This window comes from Mesorhizobium sp. M1342 (assembly GCF_040317955.1).
In the GTDB taxonomy this organism is placed as follows: domain Bacteria; phylum Pseudomonadota; class Alphaproteobacteria; order Rhizobiales; family Rhizobiaceae; genus Mesorhizobium.
This window is the reverse complement of record NZ_JAMYLI010000013.1, coordinates 45944-71399: the sequence shown is the minus strand read 5'-3', so window position 1 is coordinate 71399 and position 25456 is coordinate 45944. Positions and strand designations below refer to the sequence as shown.

The following is a 25456-nucleotide window of genomic DNA, read 5'->3' as shown; positions in this document are numbered from 1 at the left end:
CGTCTCGCGCCTGGCTCAGCATTGCGTCGGTACGTTTTTTGAATGCGCCCGGAATCTTCTCGATCGATCTTGGCTGAGCGATCAACGCAGCCCGCGGATCACGTCCATTACATCCGGCTCGGCCTTGTCGCCGTTGAAGGCGTCGACGATGCCGAAGGCACCGCCATAGCTCCACACCGACCATGAGAAGCCATGTGCTTCGGCACGCCCGATCATGTCCCCGACATAGGCGGCCCGGTACTCGGCGGGCATCACATAGGAATTGCCATATTCCTGGCGGATCATGCCGAACTCGCCCAGCGTGATGTCTTCCGGCTTGACGCGGTTGGCCTTCGCCCATCCCTCGACCTTTTTGAACGGCGCATCCATCAAGCCGAGCAGTTTGTCGGGGCTGTCCATGCTGGCGACCTGTTCGTCGAGATAGGCAAGCAGGCCGCTCTGCCGCGTCCATGGCGCCTCGGCCTTGATCCTGGCGCGGATGGTGTCGAGCGTCACGTCGAGCTGTGCCTTGGGCACCGCGCTCAGCGGATAGGGCAGGCCAGTCACATAGGGGATGAAGTCGCCGGCCCAGGTTGCGCCCTGATGGGTGAGCAGGAACGGATCGTAGGAATGGAAGGTCCAGATGACGTTGTCGTCCGGGATCGTCTTCGGGTCGATCTTCTCCAGTGAGCTCGCGGCGGAATAGCAGGCGCCGGTCAGCACCAGGGTCAGTTTCGTCGCCGACGATCGCGCTGCGGCGAACAGTTTACGCTGGCGGTCCGGCCACAGGGTGGTGCCATCGCTGTCGCAGTCGACGATCGGTTCATTCATCGGCTCGAAGGCGACCTGGGCGGGATCTTCGCTGGCCAGCGTGCGGGCCATCTTGCGGACCATCTCGACATAGGTGTCGAAGGTCCGCGGGTCGTCCATCACTTGCGCCATGCCGATCTTGCGGCTGCCGCCGGCCGGGATCAGGTGCATGTCGACGACCACCTTCAGCCCGGCGCGGTTGATCATGCGCACCGAGTCCAGCACGCTGGCATAGAGATCGTCACGCAAGGTCACGGTCTGGTCGGACAGAAAGGGCGATGGATCGACCGGCATGCGCAGGAAATCGAAGCCGGCGTCCTTCAGTGCCTTGAGGTCGTTCTCCCCAAGGAATTTCCGCCATTCCGGGTAGGGCAGGATGGCCGTGGCATCGCCCCACTGGTCTTCGCCGGGCCATGTGACCCATTGGTCGAGGTTGAGGCCGCGCTTCATCGAGAATGTCGCGGTCTGGCCAGGCAGCGCCAAAGCCATCAGCACGAACAGCGCCGCCGTCAAACTCTTGATCATCGCCGTCAACAGTGCCATCCGATGTTATGTTCCGCGGGAAACTGGTGCCTCGCCGGGGCTGAAAAAGGAAGCGCAATGGGCGATCATGGTGAATCGGCGACGCTGCTGGCCGGCATTTCGGGCGCTCTGACCGCGTTCGGCCACCGGCTGATGGCGCGGGTCTATTATGCCGACACCGATTTCTCCGGCGTCGTCTACCATGCGCGCTATCTCGAATTCTTCGAACGCGGTCGCTCCGACTATCTCAGGCTGACCGGCGTGCACCACACAGAGCTTGCCGACGGCAAGCATGGCGAAAGAATAGTCTGGGTGGTGCGCCGCATGGAGATCGACTTTCGCGGCCCCGCCCGCATCGATGACATCCTGACGGTCGACACCCGCACCGAGGAGATTTCCGGCGCGCGCATCTTCATGGCGCAGCAGCTCAAGCGCAGCGACGAGGTGCTGGTCGAGGCCAAGGTCGAGGCGGCGATCATCGGTGAGAATGGCCGCCCAAGGCGTTTTCCCAAGGAATGGGTGGTGGCATTCATGCCCAGGGCCTTGCCGACGGCTGACTAGCCTCATTGTGAGCGACGGCGAATGCATGTGCCTTGCCACTGGGCGTGGCAATGCGCCGCGCCTTATATACTAACCCATCCTTAACCATAACGGTTCATGAAGAGATTGGTGAAGATTGGCGTTATCGAACGCCTTCCTTTCACCAATATTTGCCCCGAAAAGGCCGATAACGGCACAGTTTGGGGTTGTTCCGGTAGCTTCGTGCGAACCGACCACAAGGGATGCCAGGGGCCAGCCGCCAGCTTCGCCCGGAAAATCTTAAGGACGTAACGATGGAAAATATCGCACTCGCCGACCCGGGCGCGCAATTGTCGGTTTGGTCGCTGTTCGTTTCGGCAAGTTGGGTGGTCAAGCTGGTCATGATCGGCCTGCTCTGCGCCTCGGTCTGGACCTGGGCGATCATCGTCGACAAGCTGGTTTCCTATGCCCGCATGCGGCTGGCGCTCAACCGGTTCGAGCAGGTGTTCTGGTCGGGGCAGTCGCTGGAGGAGCTTTACCGCACGCTCGCCGACCGCAAGACCACCGGCATGGGCGCCATTTTCGTCGCCGCCATGCGCGAGTGGAAGAAGAGTTTCGAGAAGGGCGCCAAGTCGCCGCTTGGCCTGCAGACCCGCATCGACAAGGCGATGGACCTGGCGCTGACCCGCGAGATGGAAAAGCTGGAAGGGCGCCTCGGTTTCCTTGCCACCACCGGCTCGGCGGCACCCTTCATCGGGCTGTTCGGCACCGTCATCGGCATCATGACGTCGTTCCAGGCGATCGCCGGCTCCAAGAACACCAGTCTCGCCGTGGTTGCGCCGGGCATCGCCGAAGCGCTGCTGGCGACGGCCATCGGCCTGCTCGCGGCCATTCCCGCCGTCATCGCCTACAACAAGCTGTCGTCCGACGCGAGCAAGATAGCCGTGCGCATGGAAGGGTTCTCCGACGAGTTCTCCGCCATACTCTCGCGCCAAATCGATGAAAAAGTGGCCCCCAAGGCCTGAGGAGTAGCAGATGGGTATGTCCATGGGCATGGGAGGACGCGGCGGGCGCGGCCACAGGCGGCGCGGCCGTCACCATGCACTGATGTCCGAGATCAACGTCACGCCGATGGTCGACGTGATGCTGGTGCTGCTGATCATCTTCATGGTCGCCGCACCAATGCTGACGGTCGGCGTGCCGGTCGACCTGCCGGAGACGCAGGCCAAGGCGATGAATGCCGATACCCAGCCAATCATGGTTACGATCGACGCCACGGGCAAGATTTTCCTGCAGGAGACCGAAATCCCGCAGGAAGAGTTGGTGGCCAAGCTGCAGGCGATTTCCAAGACCGGCTATGACGAGCGCATCTTCATCCGCGGCGACAAGTTAACCAACTACGGCACCGCGATGAAGGTGATGGCCCTCATCCAGGCCGCTGGCTACAAGAATATGGGCCTGATTTCATTGCAGGAACAGGATCAGTAGACAGACGATGAAGACCGGCCTCACCACATCGGTGATCTTGCATGCGGCGGCGCTGACCTTCGGCTTGTTCACGCTGACGGCGCCGGCCGCGCTTCCGTCCTCCGACGTCGAGTCGGTCGCGGTCGATATCGTGCCGATGGAAGCCATTGCGCAGACGTTGCAGGGCGACAAGAAGGCCGTGATGCACGAAAAGCCGGCACCCGTGCCGACGCAGCGCCCGGACATCGTTCCGGATGCGCAGAAGGTCGGCGAGAACAGCGTCGACACCGACAAGCCGATAACGCCGGAAGCCAAGCCGAAGCCCGTCGACATGACCTCGGCTCCGCCGCCCGCGCCGACCCCGATCGAAAAGCCGAAGCCCGAGGACGTGCCGAAGCCGCAGGAAAAGCCCAAGCCCACCCCGGCAACGGAAGTGGCGCCGGCGCCAACGCCCAAGGAAGAGGTCAAGCCCGAGCCGGTCAAGCAGGCCGACCCCAAGCCGACACCGGCCAAGCCGGCGCCAACTCCGCCGCCGCAGGACAAGACCGCCGCCATCGATCCAACGCCCGAGGTCAAACCCGACGCCGTCGCTGAAGCCATAGCGCAGGAGCCGCCCGCCGAGGCGACGCAGCTGCCCGACTCGGCGCCCGCGCCGGAAGCGCGGCCGAAGCCGCAGCCTGCGCAGGCCGAAAGCGCCAAGGCGCCGGAGCGGAAGAACGCCGACAAGCCGGTTAAGGAAGCCTCGTCGAAGCCGAAGTCCGATGACAAGCAGTTCAACGCCGACGAGATCTCCGCGCTCCTCGACAAGCAGAAACCATCCGGCGGCGGCGCCAAGCGCTCGACCCAGCAGGCGTCGCTTGGCGGCGACAAGGATCAGGGCCAGAAGCTTTCCAGGTCCGAAATGGGCGCCCTGGAAAGCCAGCTTGGTGGCTGCTGGACTCTTCCCGCGGGCCTTGAAGGTTCCGAGAACTTCGTCGTCGTGGTGCGGTTCAACCTGGATGCCTCCGGCAAGCTGGACGGACGCCCGGCGGTCGAAACGTCGAGCGGAAACCGCCAGTTCGACGAAAGTGCCGTTCGTGCGGTGCAAAAATGCGATGTCACCGGCCTGCAGGTTCCCGCCGGCAAGCAGGATATCTGGGCCGACGTCCGCGTCACCTTCGATCCAAGGGAGATGCTGGGCCTCTAAGGCGGCCCGCGTATCCGAAAATCAGTACGAGAAGCGAGAAGACATGAAATCAATCCTCAAGCCGCTCCTGATGGTCTCAGCAATGGCGATGGGCATGACCACTGCCAGCACGTTGCCGGCGCTGGCGCTGGTCGAGCTCAACGTCAACAAGGGCAACGTCGAGCCGCTGCCGATCGCCATCACAGATTTCCAGGGCGGCGACGCGCTTGGGGCTCAGATTTCGCAGATCGTCACCGCCGATTTGAAGCGTTCGGGTCTGTTCGCTCCGATCGACAAGAGCGCCTTTATCGAGAAGATCACCAACCCCGATGCAGCGCCGCGCTTCGACGACTGGAAGGTGATCAACGCGCAGGCGCTGGTCACCGGCAGCGTCAGCAAAGAAGCCGACGGCCGCATCCGCGCCCAGTACCGGTTGTGGGATACCTTTGCCGGCCAGCAGATGGCCGGCGAGCAGTTCTTCGCCAACGACGCCAATCAGCGGCGTGTCGCCCACATCATCGCCGACGCCATCTATGAGCGGCTGACCGGCGAAAAAGGCTATTTCGACACCCGCGTCGTCTTCATCGACGAATCCGGCGCCAAGAATGCGCGCAAGAAGCGCCTCGCGATCATGGACCAGGACGGCGCCAATGTGCGCTATCTCTCGGACGGCAGGTCGATCGTGCTGACGCCGCGTTTCTCGCCGAACCGGCAGGAAATCACCTACATGTCGTATGAGAGCGGCCAGCCGCGGGTCTACCTGCTGCAGATCGAAACGGGGCAGCGCGAACTGGTCGGCAATTTCCCCGGCATGACCTTTGCGCCGCGCTTTTCGCCCGACGGCCAGAAGGTGATCATGAGCTTGCTGCGCGACGACGGCAATTCCAACATCTTCGCTATGGACCTGCGCAGCCGTTCGACGACGAGGCTGACCAATTCGACCGCCATCGACACCTCGCCGTCCTATTCGCCCGACGGCAGCAAGGTGGTGTTCACCTCCGACCGTGGCGGCCGCGCACAGATCTACGTGATGGGCGCCGACGGCTCTGGTCAGACCCGCATCTCCTTTGGCGACGGCGTCTATTCGACACCGGTATGGTCGCCGCGCGGCGACCTCATCGCCTTCACCAAGCAGACCGGCGGCGAATTCCAGATCGGCGTCATGAAGACCGACGGCTCGGGAGAGCGCATCCTGTCCTCCGGCTTCCAGCAGGAGGGACCGACCTGGGCGCCGAACGGCCGCGTGCTGATGTTCTTCCGCGATTCCGCCGGTGGCCCCAAACTGGTTTCGGTCGATCTGACCGGACGCAACGAGCAATCGATCCCAACGGCGAACTTCGCTTCGGACCCGGCCTGGTCGCCGCTGCTCGAATAGGTTCGGCTGAATTGCCACACATGCTGAGAAGGGGCCGTTTCGGCCCCTTTTCCATGCCTTGGCCGCCTTTTGGCCGTATTTACGCCTAGGGTCCGCGTGAACTGTGGCTTCAGGCCGAAACGGCTGCGGACGGGCAGCTTAAACCAAAATTTAACCGTGTTTCTTGAATGCCGGTTAACCCAAACGTGGTTACTGGGTGATCAACGAAATCACTCAAAGTAGATCACTCGAAATACGAAGGAGAGGCGGCATGGGCCGTATCGCAGCACTTACCAGAAACCCGGTCATGATCGCGCTGGTGGCGATGCTCGCCATCGCCGGTTGCGCCTCGAAGAAGACGCCGAACAACGCGGCCGATCTTGGCCTCAACGGCGCCGGCGCGGCGACGCCCGGCTCGGCGCAGGACTTCACCGTCAACATTGGCGACCGCATCTTCTTCGATACGGACTCGACCTCGATCCGTGCCGACGCGCAGACGACGCTCTCGCGCCAGGCGCAGTGGCTGAATCAGTACAAGCAGTATGCCATCGTCGTCGAAGGCCATGCCGACGAACGCGGAACGCGCGAATACAATCTGGCGCTCGGCGCCCGCCGCGCCGCCGCCACCCGTGACTTCCTTGTCGCCAAGGGCGTCTCGGCCAGCCGTCTCAAGACCATTTCCTACGGCAAGGAACGTCCGGTCGCGGTTTGCGACGACATCTCCTGCTGGTCGCAGAATCGCCGCGCGGTCACCACGCTCAGCGGTGCTGGCTCCTGAGGCATCACGCAGCCGACCGGCGCGTCAAAGAACGCGCGGCCGTCTAGCGGTAAAAATGCAACATACCTGCGCGAAAGGCGGCCCTGGGGCCGCCTTTTTCATATCCGGATGCTCGAAACAAAATTTGGCCGAAGTCTCGGCTCCTGCTATGAGCCGAGGGCGCTTGGCTGGTCCCATTCTGATTGGAAGGCGCGAACAAGCTAACGAAATCACTGCGAGAGGCACATGCATTTGAGATCGGTTCTGAGCGGCACGCTTGCGCTGCTGCTCCTATCAGGCGTCACCGCCTTGGCTAGTGGCACAGGGCAATCAACCGACAGCGGCTTTACCTTCCATCTTCCCAGTATCGAATTGCCGGGGTTTTTTGGTCAAAAGAAGAAACCGGACCAGGTTCAGCTGGTGCAGTCCGATCCTGCCGCTGTCACCAGCCTGGAAGAGCAACTGCGGCAGATGAACGGCAAGATCGAGGAACTCAATTTCCAGGTCCTGCAGATGCAGGAGCAGATTCGCAAGCAGCAGGAAGATAATGAATTCCGCTTCCAGCAGCTGGAAGGTGGCGGCACGCAAGGCGGGCAGCCGCCGGCGCAGAAGAAATCGGACGCCACCACCGGCCCCGACAACGACGTGGCGGCGGCCCCGGCAATACGGGCGCCGGCCGATGCCGGCGCCGCGCCCGCCAACGACCAATCGGCAGGCGGCAAGACGGTCGAGGACGTCATCGTCGAATCTCCCGATGGCGACCCCGGCAAGGTCATTCCCGGTACGGGAGCGCCGGAAAAGAATTTCGGCACCATCACCGTCGACAAGAATGGCAATGTCATCGATGCCGGCGGCAACACACAATCGACCGCGCCGGCGCAGGACACCGCGCCAGTCGCCGGGGCGGCGCCCAAGGCCGGCAAGTCCGACACGGTAGTCGCGGCGTTGCCCGCCACCAACAACCCGGAGGAGCTTTACCGCAACTCATACCAGTTCATCCTCTCGGGCGACTACGGCACCGCCGAGCAGGGTTTTCGCGACCACATCGCCCGCTTCCCCAGGGATGCGAAGGCGGCGGACGCGCATTACTGGCTGGGCGAGTCATTGCTCGGCCAGCAGAAATACCGCGATGCGGCCGAGACTTTCCTTGCCGCCAGCAAGGACTACCCCAAGGCCAAGAAAGCTCCCGACATGTTGCTGAAGCTCGGCGTGTCGCTGGTCGGCCTCAAGCAGCATGATGTTGCCTGTGCCACCTTCAGCGAGGTCGGCAAGCGCTACCCTGATATTTCCAGTGCGCTCAAGGAACGCGTCAAGCAAGAGAAGGCTCTGGCTGCCTGCTGATCCTTGTCCTACATGTCGTTGTCCTGAAACCGGGATCACTTTTGGGCGACATGCATTATGCTCGACACCGAGCCGGACCTTTCGTCTAACCCTTTTTCGCATATCGATTTTACCAGCGGCGCTGTTGCGGCCGTGTCCGGCGGCAGCGACTCGACCGCCCTGCTCCTTCTTCTCAGACACCATCTCGACCGTACGGCGCCGGCAACCAAGCTGCTGGCGGTGACGATCGACCACGGTTTGCGGTCCGGTTCGGCTGCGGAAGCGCAAGCAGTGGCGAAGCTGTGCGCCAGACTCGGAATTTCACACCGCATCCTGACATGGTCGGGCCTCAAGCCATCGACCGGCCTGCCCGCCGCCGCTCGCGAGGCGCGCTACCGGCTGTTGTCCGAAGCGGCACAAGCCGAAGGCGTCGGCATGATCCTCACCGGCCATACCGCCGATGACCAGGCGGAGACGGTGTTGATGCGGCAAGCGCGCGCAGAAGGATTGGCGCGGGACGAGGGCCAAGGCCATGCCGAAATGGCAGGCCGGGGACTTGCCGGCATGGCGCCGGCCACCCTGTATGACTCTCGCGCGTGGATCGTGCGGCCGCTTCTCGGGTTGCGGCGCGCGGCGCTGCGAGATGTCCTGCGGCGTGAGAATGTCGGCTGGGCCGACGACCCGACCAATGCCGACGAGGCTTTCGAGCGGCCGCGCATGCGGGCAGCCCTTGCCGACGGCAACGGTGCACAGCGCATCGGCGATGCACTGGCGTTGGCCGCGCATGAGGGCCGCGCGCGCAGTCAACTCGGCCTCGCCGCCGCTAGTTTGATCGGCGATTTCGCGACCCGGCTGTCCTGCGGGCTCATTCGTCTTGATCCGCTTTTGCTGAACACAGGTGACGAGCGAGCGGCCGTCTATGCGTTGCGTATCCTGCTGGCCATGGCCGGCGGAATTGCCTTCCTGCCGGATCAGGCCCGCAGCGAGACTCTGTTCGGTCGGCTGAGGGCTGGATTTCTTTGCGCCACATTGTCGCGGACGGTTGTGGATTCCCGGCGCTCCGGCATCTTCCTGCGCCGCGAGGCGCGCGGCCTGCCCTCCGCCGCTGCCATCACGGACGGCACCGTCTGGGATGGCCGCCGGCGCATCACATTGAACGACAGCAGCAGCGCATTGTTGATTGCCCCGTTCGGCGCAGCAGCGGCGAAGCGGCTGGCGAAGGGCGATGGAAAAACCCCGCCGAGCCTGATGCGCGCCGCGCTCGCCGCCGAGCCGGCGTTGTGGCAGGCCGGTGAATGCCTTGATTTGTCGGGGGATAGCCGGGCGCCAATGGCGGTTGAAGTGCGGCCGGTCGTTGCGCCCTTTGCCCGCTTCCTGCCGTCCTTCGACCTGGCGCCGGCGCGGGCCGTGGCCGGGCTGATTGGCGCGGCCCCGGTGCCGCCCTTGCCTTTCAGCGGCCACAGTGCCGGCTGATGGTTGCGCGAAAGCTTAACCCAGACGTGCTGTTCTGCTTGGCAAGGGGGGACGCTCTCCCTATGTTAGGCGCAAGTTTCCTCTCATGACGCGTGTCCGCCCCGCGGACGCCAACGGGACAATTGATGAATCCGAACTATCGCAACCTCGCGCTCTGGGCGATCATAGCGGTCCTGCTCATAGCCCTGTTCAATCTGTTTCAGACGCCGCAGACGCGAGGGGCCTCCAGCGATGTGCCTTATTCGCAGTTCCTGCAGGATGTCGCGGCGGGCCGGGTCAAGACGGTGACCATCGCGGGCGCCCGTATCAGCGGCACCTACACCGACAATGCCAGCGGCTTCCAGACCTATTCGCCCGGCGATCCTTCGCTGGTCTCGCGGCTGCAGGACAAGAACGTCACCATCAATGCGCGGCCTGAAACAGACGGTTCCAATTCGCTGTTCGGCTATCTGATCTCGTGGCTGCCGATGATCCTCATCCTCGGCGTCTGGATATTCTTCATGCGCCAGATGCAGTCCGGCTCCGGTCGCGCCATGGGCTTCGGCAAGTCGAAGGCCAAGCTGCTCACCGAAGCGCATGGCCGCGTCACCTTCCAGGACGTTGCCGGCGTCGACGAAGCCAAGGAAGATCTGGAAGAGATCGTCGAGTTCCTGCGCGATCCGCAGAAATTCCAGCGGCTCGGCGGCAAGATTCCGCGCGGCGTGCTGCTTGTCGGCCCTCCGGGAACCGGCAAGACGCTGCTCGCCCGCTCGGTTGCCGGCGAAGCCAATGTGCCGTTCTTCACCATTTCCGGTTCTGACTTCGTCGAGATGTTCGTCGGCGTCGGTGCAAGCCGCGTCCGCGACATGTTCGACCAGGCCAAGAAGAACGCGCCCTGCATCATCTTCATCGACGAAATCGACGCTGTCGGCCGTCATCGCGGCGCCGGCCTCGGCGGCGGCAATGACGAACGCGAGCAGACGCTGAACCAGCTCCTGGTCGAGATGGACGGCTTCGAGTCCAACGAAAGCATCATCCTGATCGCTGCCACCAACCGGCCCGACGTGCTCGATCCGGCACTGCTCAGGCCAGGCCGCTTCGACCGCCAGGTCGTGGTGCCGAACCCCGACATCGTCGGCCGCGAGAAGATCCTCAAGGTGCATGTGCGCAACGTGCCGCTGGCGCCCAATGTCGACCTCAAGGTGATCGCGCGCGGTACGCCGGGCTTTTCCGGCGCTGACCTGATGAACCTCGTCAACGAATCCGCGCTGATGGCGGCACGGCGCAACAAGCGCCTCGTCACCATGGCCGAATTCGAGGACGCCAAGGACAAGATCATGATGGGCGCCGAGCGCCGCTCGTCGGCCATGACGCAGGCCGAGAAGGAGCTGACCGCCTACCACGAGGCAGGCCACGCCATTCTCGCGCTGAACGTGCCGTCGGCCGATCCGCTGCACAAGGCCACGATCATCCCACGCGGTCGCGCGCTCGGCATGGTCATGCAGTTGCCCGAAGGCGACCGTTATTCGATGAGCTACAAATACATGATCTCGCGGCTCGCCATCATGATGGGCGGCCGTGTCGCCGAGGAGTTCAAGTTCGGCAAGGAAAACATCACCTCGGGTGCCTCTTCGGATATCGAGCAGGCGACCAAACTGGCGCGCGCCATGGTCACACGCTGGGGCTTTTCCGACAAGCTCGGCCATGTCGCTTATGGCGACAACCAGGAAGAAGTGTTCCTCGGCCACTCGGTGGCGCGCACGCAGAACGTGTCGGAAGAAACGGCGCAGATCATCGACGCCGAAGTGCGCCGCCTGATCGACGAGGCCTACTCATCGGCGAAGTCCATCCTGACCAAGAAGAAGAAGGAATGGATCGCGCTGGCGCAGGGCCTGCTGGAATACGAGACGCTGTCCGGCGAGGAGATCAAGCAGTTGATCGCCGGCCACAAGCCAGCGCGCGACCTTGGCGACGACACGCCGCCGAGCCGTGGCTCTGCCGTGCCGAAGTCCGGCGGCCGGCGCAAGAAGGGGCCGGAGCCCGAAGGCGGCATGGAACCGCAGCCATCGAGCTGAGCTTGACCACTGATTTCATCGAACGCCGCGGCTTGCTCCGCGGCGTTTTTTGTTTTTGGCGTTGGGAGGAGTTGTCCGCGACCTCGCATCTGCGACGATGACGATTGGCGAAAGCCTAGGTGATAGCCAATCTCCCCCCTTGCGGGGGAGATTGGCAACGTCGCCGCGGGCGTGCCCTCGAAGGCAACAAAGAAGGCCCGCGAACCCTGCGGTTCGCAGGCCTTCTCTTCTTCAGATGTCTTGTCGCTCAGCTCTTCAGCTTGGCATTGCACAGGCTGTAATAACCGCCGCCCTTCTGGATCCAGCGAAGGCCGTTCAACGTGCCCGCGTCCTTGTTGCCATGGTAGCCCTGGAGACAGGTCTTCATGCGCGCCTTCGCGGGCTTTTCGGTCTTGAACTCGGCGGCCAGCGTGGTTGGGAATGTCACGCCCGCGGGCGCTACAGTGGGGGCGACCGCCGCGCTGGTTTCCTTTTTCGTCTGCGGCTCGGTTTTGACCGTATCCTCGCTGACACTGTCCGCTGCTGATGTCGCGCACTTCTCCTTGCGAAAAGCCGTCCAGTCCATGCCGTTCAGAGTGCCGCCTTCCTTGGCTGTTCGATAGGTCTCGCCGCATTCCTTCATCGTCAGTGCGCTTGCGGGGGCGACGCTCCAAGCGACAAATGCGGTCGCAGCCAATACCGCCAATTTCAAACTGTGCATAAGACCCTCCTGGTTGATAATAAGTTTGACGTCTTTTTGTATACGGTTTGTTCTTTATATGTTCAACAGAATCGTTACGGACTACCGATGAGCCTGGCGGTGGGCAGTAGGCGAATTGATGATCCCGGCAGCCCGGCGACATGCAGTTGCGAGCAAGGCAGTATGCGTCTTCGCGCAACAAAAAAGGCCCGCGCATCTTGCGATGCGCGGGCCTTTGTTTGGAGACTATGGCTAAGCGATCAGCTCTTCAGCTTGGCATTGCACAGGCTGTAGAAGCCGCCGCCCTTCTGGATCCACTTCAGGCCGCCAAGCGCATTGGCGTCCTTCAAGGCATAATACTGGTCGAGGCAAGTGTGCATGCGGCCTTTACCGGGGGTCTCGCTGGAATATTTAGCCGAGATCGCGGACGGGAAAGTGACGCCCTTGGGTGCGGCCGTGGTCGGCTTTGCCGGCTCCTTGGTGTAGCTCGCCTCGTCGGCGGCCGGCACGGTGTCGTCATCCGAGGCACCGGTACCGCATTCGGCCTTGCGGAAGTCGTTCCACTTCATGCCTTTCAGCGTGTTGGCCGTCTTGGCAGCCTGATACTTGGTGCTGCATTCGGCCATGCTCAGGCCCTTGCCGTCGGCGGGAGCCGCGGCTGCCTTGGTGGCTGCCGGCTTGGCGGCGGCAGCGGCGGATGCACCGGCGGCGCATTCGGACTTGCGGAAGTCGTTCCACTTCATGCCGTTCAGCGTGCCGGCGGCCTTCGCCGCCTGGTATTTGGTGCTGCATTCCTTCGCCGTCAGGCCCTTGGCCGTGCTGTCGTCCGTCGCGGCGGCAGCCTTGGCCGGCTTCGTCTCGGCAGCCTTCGTGGTGTCAGTTGCTTTCTTGGTATCGGCCGGCTTGGCGTCGGTCGTCGCGGCGGCGTCGGTGCCGCACTGAGCCTTGCGGAACTGGTTCCAGGTCGCGCCGGCGAGTGTCCCCGCATCCTTGGCGGCGTTGTACTTCGTGCTGCACTCGGCCATCGTCAGTGCGTTGGCTGGCGCGGTCAGGAACAAGGTCGCGACGGCGAGGCCGGTCAAAGTGGCAAGTCGGTGGATGAGCATAGCGTTTCTCCGTTGCAGCAGCCCATGATACGTCCCTGCAAATCAATACCGCTCAACGGGCGGTTGCGCCAGATGCTAAGTGGCGTATATATCGCCGAAGACCGGTTTCTCCCGATAAGGTGATGAAATCGTTGTTTGTTGCCTGGTCCAAAGCAAGATTTTGCTGGTGCATCCGCGCTGAAAGGCTCGCATGACTTGTATATTGCAACATGGCAGTCTGGGCATGTCAGGTTGCGGCCACATGTGTGCAGTGCACAACAATGGTTTTCTAAGGATTGGTAACGTATAATCACACAATGTGATCATAGCGCCCTGGCCAATTGTGGCATGACGTGCCGGGGAAGAAACGTCGAGGAAGCTGACTAGCATGGCAGGGAATTATTTCGGCACGGACGGCATTCGCGGACGCGCCAACAAGTTTCCGATGACGGCTGAAATCGCGATGCGGGTCGGCATGGCCGCCGGCCTTTCCTTCCAGCGCGGCAGCCATCGACATCGTGTCGTGCTCGGCAAGGACACCAGGCTTTCCGGCTATATGATCGAGAATGCCATGGTCGCCGGTCTTTGTGCCGCCGGCATGGACGTGTTCCTGCTCGGCCCGATCCCGACTCCGGCTGTCGCCATGCTGGTGCGTTCGCTGCGCGCCGATATCGGCGTCATGATCTCGGCCTCGCACAACCCCTATTACGACAACGGCATCAAGCTGTTCGGACCCGACGGCTACAAGCTCTCCGACGAAATCGAGGAGCGCATCGAGAGCATGCTCGACAAGGATATCGAACTGGCGCTCGCCGATTCCGACGGGCTTGGCCGCGCCAAGCGCGTCGATGGCGTGCATGACCGCTACATCGAATTCGCCAAGCGCACCTTGCCGCGCTCGATGTCGCTCACGGGCTTGAGGATCGTCGTCGATTGCGCCAATGGCGCGGCCTACAAGGTGGCGCCCGAGGCGCTGTGGGAACTGGGCGCCGAAGTCGTCGCCATCAATGTCGAGCCCAACGGCTTCAACATCAACAAGGAATGCGGCTCGACCCATCCGGCCGGCCTGCAAAAGAAGGTGCACGAAGTGCGCGCCGACATCGGCATCGCGCTCGACGGCGACGCCGATCGCGTCGTCATCGTCGATGAAAACGGCGCGATCGTCGATGGCGACCAGATCATGGCGCTGATCGCCGAATCCTGGCACCAGAGCGGGCGGCTTGCGGGCGGCGGCGTCGTTTCGACGGTGATGTCCAATCTCGGCCTCGAGCGCTTCCTCGGCGGCATGAAGCTGCAATTGCACCGCACCAAGGTTGGCGACCGTTATGTCGTCGAGCATATGCGCGCCCATGGCTTGAATGTCGGCGGCGAACAGTCGGGCCATATCGTGCTGTCGGATTTCTCGACCACCGGCGACGGCCTGGTTTCGGCGCTGCAGGTGCTGGCCTGCATCAAGCGGCAGGGCCGGCCGGTCAGCGAACTGTCGAAGAAATTCGAACCCGTGCCGCAGCTTCTGAAGAACGTCCATATTTCCGGCGGCAAGCCGCTCGAGGAGGCGCCGGTCAAGGCCGCCATCGAAGACGCCCGTAACCGCCTCGGCAAGACCGGACGGCTGGTTATCCGGCCATCAGGGACAGAACCGCTGATCCGCGTGATGGCCGAAGGCGACGACCCGCAACTGGTCGAGTCCGTCGTCAACGGCATCGTTGAAGTCATCTCGGAAACGCGCAGCGCCGCCTGACCCCAGCGCGTCCAGCAGGACGTGGATCGGACAACCAGGCGCGCCGCGCTCCCTTAACCGGTCCAAGGCCCGCCCCTCGGCGGGCTTTTTCTTGTCAGCCGCCACTTTTTTCGGTGCCCGTAAATCTCGCGCCAATCCCTAGAGTTTGATTCGTGGTTAAGCAACAGGGTTAAACGCCTTTTAACCTTTGCAATTCATTATCCACGACTGAAAGCCAATCGCATTTCGGACGGATTCGCCGTTCCGAGCTTCTCAGGGGTGACAAGCATGTTCAAGACAGCAAGAAAGGTCCTGCTCGCCTTCCTGTTCGCAGGCCTGGCAGGACCGCTGTTCGCAGCCGACCTGCCGGAACCGATGGTCGAAGAGGCTCCGCCTCAGGCTGTCTACGAGCAGCCGGTCGAGGTCGGCGGCTGGTACATCCGCGGCGACATCGACTATCACAAGTCGACCGTGCGCGGCATCGACTATATGACCTACACCGTCGATCCCTGTAACTGTACGGTTACGCCCGGCACCAGAAGCTTCGATTTCGGCAAACTCAAGGGCGGTTTCTCGCTCGGCGCCGGCGTCGGCTACAAGATCAACGATCACTTCCGGACCGATTTGACCGCCGACTACTGGTTCAAGTCGAACTTCAACGGGGGCACCTCGGACATCAACGGTACTTCGACCGAAGTATCGAAGATGAGCGCCCTGTTGCTGCTGGCGAATGCCTATGTCGATCTCGGCACCTACCATGGCATCACGCCTTACGTTGGCGCCGGCATCGGCGGCGCCCGCGTCAAGTGGGATGATGTCTACGACCCGAACACCACCGAGTTCAATCCCGGCAGATCAAGCTGGCGTTTCGCCTACGGTCTGATGGCCGGCGCTTCGTACTGCCTGACCGACAAGATCATTCTCGATGCCGGCTACCGCTTCTCCCATATTCAGGGCGGCCGCATGTTCGACTGGAACATCACCAGCTCCGGTCCCGGCTTCGACCGTGGCATCAACACGCACGAAGTGCGCGGTGGCCTGCGCTACCAGTTCGGTGGCAGCAATGGTTGCGCCGCGCCGGTCGTGGCCTACCAGCCCGAACCCGAGCCGATCTACACCAAGTAACGCCATCTACATCACTTGAATTCTTCGAAAACCGTCCGGCCTCAAGCCGGGCGGTTTTTCGTTTGGGCCGCCTGGAATCGACAGGGGAAATGAATTCGCTAACGCTCTGTTAGCCTTAACCGGCACTTAACCACTATGGTTAACAATGCTCCTTGAAACGATGGCTGCCGCTGCGATTGCGGGCTGAGCCAAATTCGGGAGTCGGGGACCATGAAACTTACATCGCGTATGGCGCTGGCGCTCGGTGCACTAGCCCTCCTGCCGCTGACGCCGGTGCACGCGGCCGATTATGACCCGCCGATCTACGTCGACCAGGCGCCCGACTACGTCCCGGTCGAGGTCGGTTCCGGCTGGTACCTGCGCGGCGACGTCTCCTATCTGGCGCAGAAGAGCTTCAAAAATGAGGATTTCGCCTTCACACCTTCGCCACCTGCAAGCTTCAGCGACAAAGAAGATCCGATCTTTGCCAGCATCGGCTTCGGCTACCATTTCAACGACTATCTGCGCGCCGACCTCAATCTCGGCTATCTGCCTGGCAACGAGATCGGCGTCGGCTATGACGATTCAGCGACTGCGGCAGAGCCGACCGTGGCGTCGGCATCCCTGAAGAACTACGCCTTGTCGGGCATACTCAACGGCTATGTCGATCTTGGCACCTATGTCGGCATCACACCCTATCTCGGCGCCGGTATCGGGGTCGTTCGCAGCAAGCGCAGCCTGTCGGCAAGCTATTTCACCGACAATGGCGACGACACGGACGATTTCGCCGTAAGTGACAGCAAGACCCAGTACTCGCTGGCCTACACGCTGAATGCGGGCCTCGCCTATCAGGTATCGAAGAACGTTTCCGTCGACCTGGGCTATCAGTATTTCTCCGCCCCGGACGCTGAATATGTGACGGCTGAGAGCCTGACCTCCTATCCGGTCAAAAAAGGTATCAGCAACCATCAGGTCAAGCTCGGGCTGCGCTACGATCTCTGGTAGGCGCGGCGAGCACGAGGTTCAGGACGGCGGATCTTCGGGGTCCGCCGTTTGCGTTTGAAGTCACGACATCCCGATCAGGGATCGCCGGTATCCCGGCAGCGACAAAAACTTTCCTCTTGACGCCCGAAGTCTGAACGCATATCGCCGTCCGTGGGCCACCCCTCCCCAACGAGGGGCCACTATCTGGAAGGATAGACCACGATGACGACGCATACGAAGCCCGGACTCCGTCCGGCAAACCCCAATTTTTCCTCAGGTCCCTGTGCAAAACGTCCCGGCTGGTCGGTCGAGGCGCTGAACAATGCCGCGCTCGGCCGTTCCCACCGCGCCAAGATCGGCAAGACCAAGCTCGAACAGGCGATCGAGCTGACGCGGGAGATTCTCCAGGTCCCGGCGGGTTATCGCATCGGCATTGTGCCGGCGTCGGACACCGGTGCGGTCGAGATGGCGCTGTGGTCGCTGCTCGGCGAGCGCGGCGTCGACATGGTCGCCTGGGAGAGCTTTGGCTCCGGCTGGGTCACCGACGTGATCAAGCAATTGAAGCTCGCCGATGTGCGCAAGATCGAAGCCGGCTACGGCGAACTGCCTGATCTTACCAGGATCGATTTCGACCGCGATGTGGTCTTCACCTGGAACGGCACCACGTCGGGCGTGCGCGTGCCGAACGGCGATTTCATTCCCGCGGACCGCAAGGGCCTGACCGTCTGCGATGCGACTTCCGCCGCATTCGCGCAGAGGCTCGACTTCGAAAAGCTCGATGTCGTCACGTTCTCCTGGCAGAAGGTGCTGGGCGGCGAGGGCGCTCACGGCATGCTGATCCTGTCGCCTCGTGCCGTCGAGCGGCTGGAGACCTACAAGCCTTCATGGCCGCTGCCGAAAATCTTCCGCCTGACTTCGGGCGGCAAGCTGATCGAAGGCATCTTCAAGGGCGAGACCATCAACACCCCCTCGATGCTGTGCGTCGAGGATTACCTCGATGCGCTCAACTGGGCGAAGTCGACCGGCGGCCTCGACGCGCTGATCGCCAGGGCGGATGCCAATGCGGCCGTCCTCGATCGCTTTGTCGGCAAATCCTCCTGGCTCGGTCATCTCGCCGTCCAGCCGGCGACACGGTCGAACACGTCCGTCTGCCTGTCCTTCACCGATCCGGACGTGTCCGAGCTCGACGCCGACGGGCAGGCGGCTTTCGCCAAGGGGCTGGTGTCGGTGCTCGACAAGGAAGGCGTCGCCTACGATATCGGTGCCTATCGCGACGCACCGCCCGGCCTGCGCATCTGGTGCGGCGCGACGGTCGAGACGTCGGATCTGGAAGCGCTGCTGCCCTGGCTCGACTGGGCCTTCGCCGCACAGAAGGCGTCGCTCAAAGCGGCGGCCTGAGATCATTCGCGGCGGCCTCCGGGCCGCCCATTCCCATCAGGATCAAATCCATTTCAAGGAGGTCGCCATGGCGCCCCGCGTTCTCGTCTCAGACAAACTCTCCCCCACCGCCGTGCAGATATTCAAGGATCGTGGCGTCGAGGTCGACTATCTGCCCGATCTCGGCAAGGACAAGGAAAAGCTCGCCGAAGTGATCGGCCAGTATGATGGCCTCGCCATCCGTTCGGCGACCAAGGTCACCGAAAAGCTGATCAACGCCGCTACCAATCTCAAAGTCATCGGCCGCGCCGGCATCGGCGTCGACAATGTCGATATCCCGGCGGCAAGCCGCAAGGGCATCATCGTGATGAACACGCCGTTCGGCAACTCGATCACCACAGCCGAACATGCGGTGGCGATGATCTTTGCGCTGGCGCGCCAGATCCCTGAAGCCAACGCCTCGACCCATGCCGGCAAATGGGAAAAGAACCGATTCATGGGCGTCGAGATCACCGGCAAGACGCTGGGCGTCATCGGCTGCGGCAACATCGGTTCGATCGTCGCGACGCGCGGCGTTGGCCTCAAGATGCACGTCATCGCCTTCGATCCGTTCCTGTCGGACAGCCGTGCCGAGGAGCTTGGCGTCGACAAGGTCGAGCTCGACGAACTGTTCGCCCGCGCCGATTTCATCACCCTGCACACGCCGCTGACCGACAAGACGCGCAACATCATCGATGCCGCGGCGATCGCCAAGATGAAGAAGGGCGTGCGCATCATCAATTGCGCACGCGGCGGTCTGATCGTCGAGGCCGACCTGATCGCGGCGCTGAAGAGCGGCAAGGTCGCCGGCGCCGGCGTCGACGTCTTCGAGGTCGAACCCGCCGAGAACAACGAACTGTTCGGCATGGAGAATGTGGTGGCGACGCCGCATCTCGGCGCCTCGACGACGGAGGCCCAGGAGAATGTCGCGCTGCAGGTTGCCGAACAGATGGCCGACTATCTGATCAAGGGCGCCGTCTCCAACGCCATCAACATGCCGTCGATCACCGCCGAGGAGGCGCCGCGGCTGAAGCCGTTCGTCAAGCTTGCCGAGGTGCTCGGCGCCTTCGTCGGCCAGGTCACCGAGGATCCGATCAAGGAGGTCGAGATCCTGTTCGACGGCTCCACCGCGACGATGAACACGCGCGCGCTGATCAGCGCCGCACTCGCCGGACTGATCCGGCCTCAGGTCTCCGACGTCAACATGGTGTCGGCGCCGATCATGGTGAAGGAGCGCGGTATCATCGTCGCCGAGGTCAAGCGCGACAAGTCGGGCGTCTTCGACGGCTATATCAAGCTGACGGTGAAGACCGAGCACATGACGCGCTCGATCGCCGGCACATGCTTCTCGGATGGCAAGCCACGCTTCATCCAGATCAAGGGCATCAATCTCGATGCCGAGGTCGGCCAGCACATGCTCTACACCACCAATGCCGACGCGCCGGGCATTATCGGGCTGCTCGGCACTGTCTGCGGCGAGAATGGCGTCAACATCGCCAACTTCCAGCTCGGCCGCAACCGGCCGGGCGGCGATGCCATAGCGCTGCTCTATCTCGACGCGCCGTTCCCGGAAGCCGTGCTGGAAAAGGTCAAGGCGCATAAGTCGATCGACTCGGCCAAGCGGCTGCAGTTCGACGTCAACGCGATGTGATCGAGGACAGGGGTCGCCCTCGTTGAACCGGCCGCCGCGGCGGCCGGTTCAGGTCAACTCGTCCGAGCCATCGGAGACACCCACGCGATGGCGGTAGACCAGTTCCCAGCCCTTCCAGCCCGTAAACAGCAGGATGAGAACCACGATCAGCGATAGGACGAAGCCGGTTGGCATCACGGCCGCCGCTCCGCCCGCATACCGCGAGTACCAGTTGTAAAGCTCGATCAACACGACGAGTACATTGCCGCCGGCATGGAGCCATGCCGTCGTGAGATTGCGGATCTGAACATCGCCGAGAACATCCGTCAGGCCAGCAAGCGCAGCCAGGGCAGCCATGATCAGGCCGGCGCCGAGAAGCCAGAGCGATCCGGTGACCCATCCGGGATCGGCTGTTCGCCAGAAGATAAGATCGCAAACGAAGGTGCCGACGAAAAAAGCAATCGGAAACGGAATCAGCATGGGATGGATAGGGTGACCAGCGATGCTTGCGGTGCTGCGAGGGTTGTGGCTCATCATGTCGCCTCCCTGCCGTTCAAACTCCGCTGGAGGTGAAATGTTCCAAGTGGGGACGCGGCAGGGTTTATCCCGCCGTTCCGCGGCCAATGGCTAAATCCATGCTGTTCGCGTGAATCACTGCAACGGGGAGAGCGTCAGCCGCCACATGTCATCCGCGGTGGTCCGCCAACGCCATCTTGCGCCCGCTGTATTCGGCAAGCCCGATGCCGCCCAGCACGAGCACCAAAGCCAATGCCTGATAGAGGTGGAACGTCTCGCCGACGATCAGCACCGAAAGCAGCGTGCCGAAGATCGGCACCAGATTGATGAACAGGCCGGCGCGGTTGGCGCCGATCAGTTCGTTGCCTCTGATGTAGAAGATCTGCGAAACGACGGAGGCGCCGATCGCCGTATAGACGATGACGGTCCAGCCGCGCGCGTCGGGCATGATGACCTTGCCGGCGACGACCTCCCACAGGAAGAACGGCAGCGAAGTGACGAGTGCCGCAACCGACAGGGCCAGCATCAGGCTTTGCCAATGCATCACCGGTTTCAACCGCAGTCCGACCGAATAGCCGCTGTAGAGAAACACGGCGACCAGCATGATGGCGTCGCCGAAATTGAGTTCCAGCGTCAACAGCCGGCGCGGGTCGCCATGGCAGGCGGTGAGGATCACGCCGGCGATGGTCAGCACGGCGCCGACAATCTGAGCCCAGTTCACGCGCAGGCGGAAGAAGACGAAATTGGCAGTCATGATCAGGATCGGCATCGCCGCCTGTTCGATCGAGACATTGATCGCTGTCGTGTAGTTGAGCGCCGTGTAGAAGATGGTGTTGAACAGGGTGAAGCCGCTGGCGCCGAGGGCGACCAGCACGAACCAGTGCTTGCGGACGACCGGCCAGTCCTTCTGGATGGTCTTCCAGCCGATGGGCAGCATGATCGCCACGGCCAGAACCCAGCGCAGGAAGACCAGCGTCATCGGCGAGACGTGATCGACCGCCAGCTTGCCGGCCACCGAATTTCCGCCCCAGAGCAAGGTGGTGAGCAGCAGGAATATGTAGGCGCTTCGATGCATCGCGGGATTCCAGTCGCCGGAGCTGCGGTGTTTGCCGGCCTATTGCCCTCGCTCGCCCAAGTAAATGATGTCAAAGCCGAAAATTGTTGTGCCTCAGGGCATTTTCGACGGCAAAGAAAGGTCGCGCTCGCGAGGTCTTGACGTTATAGAGGCCTGTCGTTTCGAACCATATTCAAGCCGCTTGGCGGCGTCTCAAGGGAAAAGAAACATGGCCAATGTGGTGGTCGTCGGCTCGCAGTGGGGTGACGAAGGCAAGGGCAAGATCGTCGACTGGCTGTCGGAGCGGGCCGACGTCGTGGTGCGTTTCCAGGGCGGCCACAATGCCGGCCATACGCTGGTCGTCGACGGCAAGGTCTACAAGCTGTCGTTGCTTCCGTCGGGCGTCGTGCGCCAGGGCAAGCTGTCTATCATCGGCAATGGCGTCGTGTTCGACCCGCATGCTTTCGTCGCCGAGGTGGCCAAGCTCAAGGCGCAAGGTGTCGAAGTCGCACCGGATCGCCTGAAAATAGCCGAAAACACAGCGCTTATCCTGTCCCTGCATCGGGAGCTGGACGGATTCCGTGAGGACGCCGCATCCAATTCCGGGACGAAGATTGGCACGACCCGTCGTGGCATCGGCCCCGCCTACGAGGACAAGGTGGGCCGGCGCGCGGTCAGGGTGATGGACTTGGCGGATTTGGAAACACTGCCCGTGAAGGTTGACAGGCTGCTGACGCACCACAATGCGCTGCGTCGGGGGCTTGGCCATGCGGAAGTCACGCATGACGCGATCATGCAGGAACTGACCTCGGTCGCCGACGACATCCTGCCCTATATGGACCGGGTCTGGAAAATCCTCGACGACAAGCGCCGGGCTGGCGAGCGTATCCTGTTCGAGGGCGCGCAGGGCACGCTGCTTGACATAGACCACGGCACCTATCCATTCGTGACCTCGTCGAACACGGTTGCCGGACAGGCTGCCGCCGGCTCCGGCGTCGGCCCAGGCGCTATCGGCTATGTGCTCGGCATCACCAAAGCCTATACGACACGCGTCGGCGAGGGTCCGTTCCCGACCGAGCAGAAGAACGAGGTCGGCGAATTCCTCGGCACGCGCGGCCATGAATTCGGCGTCGTCACCGGCCGCAAGCGCCGCTGCGGCTGGTTCGACGCGGTGCTGGTACGCCAGGCCGTCGCTGTCAACGGCATCAAGGGCATCGCGCTGACCAAGCTCGACGTGCTCGACGGGCTGGACGAGATCAAGGTCTGCACAGGTTATCGTCTCGACGGCGAGATGATCGATTATCTGCCGGCCAGCCAGGGCGCGCAGGCACGTGTCGAGCCGGTCTACGAGACGCTCGAGGGCTGGAAAGGCACCACTGCCGGCGCGCGCAGCTGGAACGATCTGCCGGCCCAGGCCGTCAAATACGTCCGCTACATCGAAGAGCTGATCGGCGCCCCGGTCGCACTCCTTTCCACCAGCCCCGAACGGGACGACACGATACTTGTGACCGATCCGTTTCAAGACTAGTTTCTGAAGCCTTTCCGGGCATCGCGGCCGATTTGCGGGGGCCGGCGCGGAAACAAAATACAGGTCGACTGAAGCATGGCAGATTACGTTGCTATTCTGAAAAAGGCGCTCGGCAAGCATGGTGACGAGACGCCGGAAAAGCGTACGCGCATCTATGCCAGCGTTCGCACCATGCTGGCGAAGAAGCTTGAGGAATATTCGCCGCCGCCGGCCGCCGAAGCCATAGCCACGCAGATGCGTTCGCTGGAAGACGCGATCGCGAGTGTCGAGCGGGACTATGCCAAGAGCCTGCCGGAGACCGATCCGCTGGCGGAGCTGGAACACATCTTTTCGTCGATCGATCGCAACAAGAATCAGCCAACCCATACACGGCAGCCGGCCAAGGCCGAATCAGCCTGGCCGGCACCGCCCGCTGCAAAGCCTGAATCTTATCAGCCCGCGCCACCACCTGCCGCCAAGGTCGAGCCGAGCTGGCAAAGGGCGACGCCGGCGCCTTCCCAGCTGGCTCGCGCCGACACGCCTCTTCCAGGTATGGATGCCGACGAGGAGGAGGACGAGGCCGATGTCTTTTCCAGCGACGAAGAGCCGGTGTCGGATACCTTCCAGCGCCTGCGTCCCGCCGAGCGCAAGCGCAGCTATGGTGGGCTGATCGCGGCCGTCGTCGCTCTTCTGGTCGTAGCCGGCGGCGGCTACGGAATCTGGCTGAACAAGGATGCCTTCGGCAAAATGCTTGGGTTTGGCGGCAATCAGGTCGCCAAGACCGAGCCGGTGAAACCAGCGCCTGCCAAGCCGGCAACCGATGCCGCGGCAACGCCTCCGGCGCCCGCGGCTGGCGGCACGGAAGCCGAAAGCACGAAATTCACGCAGCGGCTGACGCCGCAGGGCAGTGAAGTCGACCCGGGTCCGGCCGGTGGCCAAAGCGGCATCGGCGAAGGCGAATCGGTCGCCGCGCTGACCACGCCGCCCTCGGCGACGAACCCACCGGCGATTTCCGCTCCGGCCGCAGGCACACCTGCCGCGGCAGCGCCCCCCGCTACAGGTGCCGCCCCCGCAACACCGCCTGCCAACGGAGCTGCCCCGGCAGCGCCAGCCGATGCTGCCGGCACGCCGACCGCACCGGCCGGCGCCGCGCCGCCCGCCACGGCAGCTGCGCCTGCGGAAGCCGCTCTGCCTGTCGGCCAGAAGGCGATCTTCTATGAGGAGCGCACCAGCACCGCCCAGGGTTCCGCCGAGCCCGGCAACATCGTCTGGTCGCTGGTGCAGGAATCGCCCGGTGGCGACCTGCCGCCGGAGCCGGCGATCCGCGCCGAGGCCACCATTCCCGGCAAGGACATCCAGTTGCGCATGACCATCCGCCGCAACACCGACCAGACACTGCCGGCCAGCCATATCATCGAGATGATCTTCCTGACGCCCGACGGTTTCGAGGGCGGCGGTGTCGACAACATCCTGCGCGTCGCCATGAAGGGTTCGGAGCAGGATGCCGGCAGCCCGTTGATCGGCATTCCGGCCAAGATCGCCGACGGCTTCTTCCTCGTCGCGCTCAACGATACCAAGGCCGACGAAGACGCCAACATGACCCTGCTTCGCGGCCAGGACTGGATCGACGTACCGGTCGTCTACAAGACCGGACGGCGGGCACTGCTGACCATGGAAAAGGGCATTCCCGGCGAGAAGGTGTTCGACGAGGCAATCAAGGCCTGGCAGGCGAAGACGGCGGGCTGAGAAGGAAGCCGGCCCGAAGCCTCGTTGACTCAGAAGCCCTGGAACAACATATCGAGCGCGGCGACGATGTCGTCGTGGTGCCGGGAGAGATTTCCCTCGGCATCCGGCAATTCAGAGGCCATCAAGGCTGACATGAACTGCGTGACCATTACATGATCTTTGCCATCGATAGCGAAGGTCGGATTTAGTCGGCGGCCCGGAACCGGTGCTATGTTGGGCGGCATCAACGGAATGACGACTCTTGTGCTCAGTCCTTCAAGAAGGTCGGACTGAACATCGAGAAAATAGCCGCCGCCTTCAGCATTCCGATAAAGATCGTAACGTGCCATCAAAACAGCCGGTATTTGGCTAATGGCAGTCCGTTGCGCCTGACATATTCATTGGAGCTTTCAATGGCTTCTTTGTTTTCCTCTTGCCATCGACGCGTCTTTTCCGCCGCAATCGCTTTCGCGATCCCCGCCTCGGCGGCACGGGAAATGTTGATGCCCAACGCTTTCGCGTCGCTGATCAACTGGGAATCGATGGACGTGTTGACGGATTGCCGTTGAGGTTTTGACGTCGATTGAAGCATGGAAATCGCTCTCTTTTATGCGCA

General features: G+C 62.6%; 23 protein-coding genes. 16 read left to right on the top strand and 7 right to left on the bottom strand.

Features of this window, described 5'->3' with window-relative positions; genetic code table 11:
- Positions 1-81: 81 nt before the first annotated feature.
- Positions 82-1332, bottom strand: a complete 1251-nt coding sequence (locus tag NKH06_RS15385; RefSeq protein ID WP_352893365.1) for a glycoside hydrolase family 5 protein — start codon at positions 1330-1332, stop codon at positions 82-84.
- Between the two features lie 57 nt (positions 1333-1389).
- Here NKH06_RS15385 and ybgC point away from each other — a divergent pair, with 57 nt between their 5' ends.
- The 9 genes from ybgC to ftsH all read left to right on the top strand — a co-directional run bounded on the left by ybgC (position 1390) and on the right by ftsH (position 11420).
- Positions 1390-1872, top strand: a complete 483-nt coding sequence (gene ybgC, locus NKH06_RS15380) for a tol-pal system-associated acyl-CoA thioesterase (RefSeq protein WP_352772936.1) — start codon at positions 1390-1392, stop codon at positions 1870-1872.
- 272 nt (positions 1873-2144) lie between these two features.
- A complete protein-coding gene (tolQ, locus tag NKH06_RS15375) occupies positions 2145-2855 on the top strand; it encodes a protein TolQ (protein ID WP_013529145.1) in 711 nt (236 codons plus the stop codon).
- Positions 2856-2865: 10 nt separating this feature from the next.
- Entirely contained in the window at positions 2866-3318 is a 453-nt protein-coding gene (gene tolR, locus NKH06_RS15370; protein ID WP_352750569.1) for a protein TolR, read from the top strand.
- 7 nt (positions 3319-3325) lie between these two features.
- Positions 3326-4483 carry a cell envelope integrity protein TolA gene (gene tolA, locus NKH06_RS15365; RefSeq protein WP_352750567.1) on the top strand — a complete coding sequence of 386 codons (1158 nt, stop codon included), beginning with the start codon at positions 3326-3328 and terminating at the stop codon, positions 4481-4483.
- A 70-nt stretch (positions 4484-4553) separates the two neighbouring features.
- Entirely contained in the window at positions 4554-5837 is a 1284-nt protein-coding gene (gene tolB, locus NKH06_RS15360) for a Tol-Pal system beta propeller repeat protein TolB (RefSeq protein WP_502895187.1), read from the top strand.
- A gap of 250 nt (positions 5838-6087) precedes the next feature.
- Positions 6088-6594 carry a peptidoglycan-associated lipoprotein Pal gene (pal, locus tag NKH06_RS15355; protein WP_013529149.1) on the top strand — a complete coding sequence of 169 codons (507 nt, stop codon included), beginning with the start codon at positions 6088-6090 and terminating at the stop codon, positions 6592-6594.
- A gap of 225 nt (positions 6595-6819) precedes the next feature.
- Complete coding sequence (ybgF, locus tag NKH06_RS15350; RefSeq protein WP_128305347.1) at positions 6820-7914, top strand: tol-pal system protein YbgF; 1095 nt, start codon at positions 6820-6822, stop codon at positions 7912-7914.
- 57 nt (positions 7915-7971) lie between these two features.
- The gene (gene tilS / locus NKH06_RS15345; RefSeq protein WP_128305348.1) at positions 7972-9366 is read left to right on the top strand and encodes a tRNA lysidine(34) synthetase TilS; all 1395 of its coding nucleotides are present in this window, start codon (positions 7972-7974) and stop codon (positions 9364-9366) included.
- Between the two features lie 125 nt (positions 9367-9491).
- The gene (gene ftsH, locus NKH06_RS15340) at positions 9492-11420 is read left to right on the top strand and encodes an ATP-dependent zinc metalloprotease FtsH (RefSeq protein WP_023811859.1); all 1929 of its coding nucleotides are present in this window, start codon (positions 9492-9494) and stop codon (positions 11418-11420) included.
- Between the two features lie 247 nt (positions 11421-11667).
- Here ftsH and NKH06_RS15335 read toward each other — a convergent pair whose 3' ends face one another.
- Together NKH06_RS15335 and NKH06_RS15330 are read right to left on the bottom strand one after the other, a co-directional pair.
- Entirely contained in the window at positions 11668-12120 is a 453-nt protein-coding gene (locus tag NKH06_RS15335) for a hypothetical protein (RefSeq protein ID WP_023811860.1), read from the bottom strand.
- Between the two features lie 239 nt (positions 12121-12359).
- Complete coding sequence (locus NKH06_RS15330) at positions 12360-13205, bottom strand: hypothetical protein (RefSeq protein ID WP_128305350.1); 846 nt, start codon at positions 13203-13205, stop codon at positions 12360-12362.
- A 367-nt stretch (positions 13206-13572) separates the two neighbouring features.
- On the opposite strand from NKH06_RS15330, the gene glmM reads away from it, so the two are divergent.
- The 5 genes from glmM to serA all read left to right on the top strand — a co-directional run bounded on the left by glmM (position 13573) and on the right by serA (position 20059).
- Complete coding sequence (glmM, locus tag NKH06_RS15325) at positions 13573-14925, top strand: phosphoglucosamine mutase (protein WP_352893364.1); 1353 nt, start codon at positions 13573-13575, stop codon at positions 14923-14925.
- 267 nt (positions 14926-15192) lie between these two features.
- On the top strand, positions 15193-16029 hold the full coding sequence (locus tag NKH06_RS15320; RefSeq protein WP_023811864.1) for an outer membrane protein: 837 nt from the start codon (positions 15193-15195) through the stop codon (positions 16027-16029).
- A 210-nt stretch (positions 16030-16239) separates the two neighbouring features.
- Positions 16240-17013 carry an outer membrane protein gene (locus NKH06_RS15315; protein ID WP_023811865.1) on the top strand — a complete coding sequence of 258 codons (774 nt, stop codon included), beginning with the start codon at positions 16240-16242 and terminating at the stop codon, positions 17011-17013.
- 201 nt (positions 17014-17214) lie between these two features.
- Positions 17215-18390 (top strand): phosphoserine transaminase, encoded by a 1176-nt coding sequence (locus NKH06_RS15310; RefSeq protein WP_023811866.1) that lies wholly within the window; start codon positions 17215-17217, stop codon positions 18388-18390.
- A gap of 67 nt (positions 18391-18457) precedes the next feature.
- Positions 18458-20059: a phosphoglycerate dehydrogenase gene (serA, locus tag NKH06_RS15305; RefSeq protein ID WP_023811867.1), complete on the top strand. Its 1602-nt coding sequence runs from the start codon at positions 18458-18460 to the stop codon at positions 20057-20059.
- 48 nt (positions 20060-20107) lie between these two features.
- Here the strand turns inward: serA and NKH06_RS15300 are convergent, their stop codons facing one another.
- Both NKH06_RS15300 and NKH06_RS15295 read right to left on the bottom strand, forming a co-directional pair.
- Positions 20108-20572: a DUF2231 domain-containing protein gene (locus tag NKH06_RS15300; RefSeq protein ID WP_352441038.1), complete on the bottom strand. Its 465-nt coding sequence runs from the start codon at positions 20570-20572 to the stop codon at positions 20108-20110.
- Between the two features lie 151 nt (positions 20573-20723).
- Positions 20724-21629, bottom strand: a complete 906-nt coding sequence (locus NKH06_RS15295) for a DMT family transporter (RefSeq protein ID WP_352893363.1) — start codon at positions 21627-21629, stop codon at positions 20724-20726.
- Positions 21630-21837: 208 nt separating this feature from the next.
- Between NKH06_RS15295 and NKH06_RS15290 the strand changes: the two genes are divergently transcribed.
- Complete coding sequence (locus tag NKH06_RS15290; RefSeq protein ID WP_127267133.1) at positions 21838-23136, top strand: adenylosuccinate synthase; 1299 nt, start codon at positions 21838-21840, stop codon at positions 23134-23136.
- A gap of 75 nt (positions 23137-23211) precedes the next feature.
- Entirely contained in the window at positions 23212-24861 is a 1650-nt protein-coding gene (locus NKH06_RS15285) for a hypothetical protein (protein ID WP_128305511.1), read from the top strand.
- A 29-nt stretch (positions 24862-24890) separates the two neighbouring features.
- Here the strand turns inward: NKH06_RS15285 and NKH06_RS15280 are convergent, their stop codons facing one another.
- Entirely contained in the window at positions 24891-25190 is a 300-nt protein-coding gene (locus tag NKH06_RS15280) for a CcdB family protein (RefSeq protein ID WP_127297430.1), read from the bottom strand.
- Positions 25190-25432 (bottom strand): type II toxin-antitoxin system CcdA family antitoxin, encoded by a 243-nt coding sequence (locus NKH06_RS15275; protein ID WP_128305512.1) that lies wholly within the window; start codon positions 25430-25432, stop codon positions 25190-25192. Before NKH06_RS15275 ends, NKH06_RS15280 begins: the two co-directional genes overlap by 1 nt.
- Positions 25433-25456 lie beyond the last annotated feature (24 nt).

Excerpts from the sequence above, each read along its gene's own strand:
- NKH06_RS15385 (WP_352893365.1), bottom strand. The coding sequence starts at position 1,332 with ATGGCACTGTTGACGGCGATGATCAAGAGTTTGACGGCGGCGCTGTTC.
- ybgC (WP_352772936.1), top strand. The coding sequence starts at position 1,390 with ATGGGCGATCATGGTGAATCGGCGACGCTGCTGGCCGGCATTTCGGGC.
- tolQ (WP_013529145.1), top strand. The coding sequence starts at position 2,145 with ATGGAAAATATCGCACTCGCCGACCCGGGCGCGCAATTGTCGGTTTGG.
- tolR (WP_352750569.1), top strand. The coding sequence starts at position 2,866 with ATGGGTATGTCCATGGGCATGGGAGGACGCGGCGGGCGCGGCCACAGG.
- tolA (WP_352750567.1), top strand. The coding sequence starts at position 3,326 with ATGAAGACCGGCCTCACCACATCGGTGATCTTGCATGCGGCGGCGCTG.
- tolB (WP_502895187.1), top strand. The coding sequence starts at position 4,554 with ATGGTCTCAGCAATGGCGATGGGCATGACCACTGCCAGCACGTTGCCG.
- pal (WP_013529149.1), top strand. The coding sequence starts at position 6,088 with ATGGGCCGTATCGCAGCACTTACCAGAAACCCGGTCATGATCGCGCTG.
- ybgF (WP_128305347.1), top strand. The coding sequence starts at position 6,820 with ATGCATTTGAGATCGGTTCTGAGCGGCACGCTTGCGCTGCTGCTCCTA.
- tilS (WP_128305348.1), top strand. The coding sequence starts at position 7,972 with ATGCTCGACACCGAGCCGGACCTTTCGTCTAACCCTTTTTCGCATATC.
- ftsH (WP_023811859.1), top strand. The coding sequence starts at position 9,492 with ATGAATCCGAACTATCGCAACCTCGCGCTCTGGGCGATCATAGCGGTC.
- NKH06_RS15335 (WP_023811860.1), bottom strand. The coding sequence starts at position 12,120 with ATGCACAGTTTGAAATTGGCGGTATTGGCTGCGACCGCATTTGTCGCT.
- NKH06_RS15330 (WP_128305350.1), bottom strand. The coding sequence starts at position 13,205 with ATGCTCATCCACCGACTTGCCACTTTGACCGGCCTCGCCGTCGCGACC.
- glmM (WP_352893364.1), top strand. The coding sequence starts at position 13,573 with ATGGCAGGGAATTATTTCGGCACGGACGGCATTCGCGGACGCGCCAAC.
- NKH06_RS15320 (WP_023811864.1), top strand. The coding sequence starts at position 15,193 with ATGTTCAAGACAGCAAGAAAGGTCCTGCTCGCCTTCCTGTTCGCAGGC.
- NKH06_RS15315 (WP_023811865.1), top strand. The coding sequence starts at position 16,240 with ATGAAACTTACATCGCGTATGGCGCTGGCGCTCGGTGCACTAGCCCTC.
- NKH06_RS15310 (WP_023811866.1), top strand. The coding sequence starts at position 17,215 with ATGACGACGCATACGAAGCCCGGACTCCGTCCGGCAAACCCCAATTTT.
- serA (WP_023811867.1), top strand. The coding sequence starts at position 18,458 with ATGGCGCCCCGCGTTCTCGTCTCAGACAAACTCTCCCCCACCGCCGTG.
- NKH06_RS15300 (WP_352441038.1), bottom strand. The coding sequence starts at position 20,572 with ATGAGCCACAACCCTCGCAGCACCGCAAGCATCGCTGGTCACCCTATC.
- NKH06_RS15295 (WP_352893363.1), bottom strand. The coding sequence starts at position 21,629 with ATGCATCGAAGCGCCTACATATTCCTGCTGCTCACCACCTTGCTCTGG.
- NKH06_RS15290 (WP_127267133.1), top strand. The coding sequence starts at position 21,838 with ATGGCCAATGTGGTGGTCGTCGGCTCGCAGTGGGGTGACGAAGGCAAG.
- NKH06_RS15285 (WP_128305511.1), top strand. The coding sequence starts at position 23,212 with ATGGCAGATTACGTTGCTATTCTGAAAAAGGCGCTCGGCAAGCATGGT.
- NKH06_RS15280 (WP_127297430.1), bottom strand. The coding sequence starts at position 25,190 with ATGGCACGTTACGATCTTTATCGGAATGCTGAAGGCGGCGGCTATTTT.
- NKH06_RS15275 (WP_128305512.1), bottom strand. The coding sequence starts at position 25,432 with ATGCTTCAATCGACGTCAAAACCTCAACGGCAATCCGTCAACACGTCC.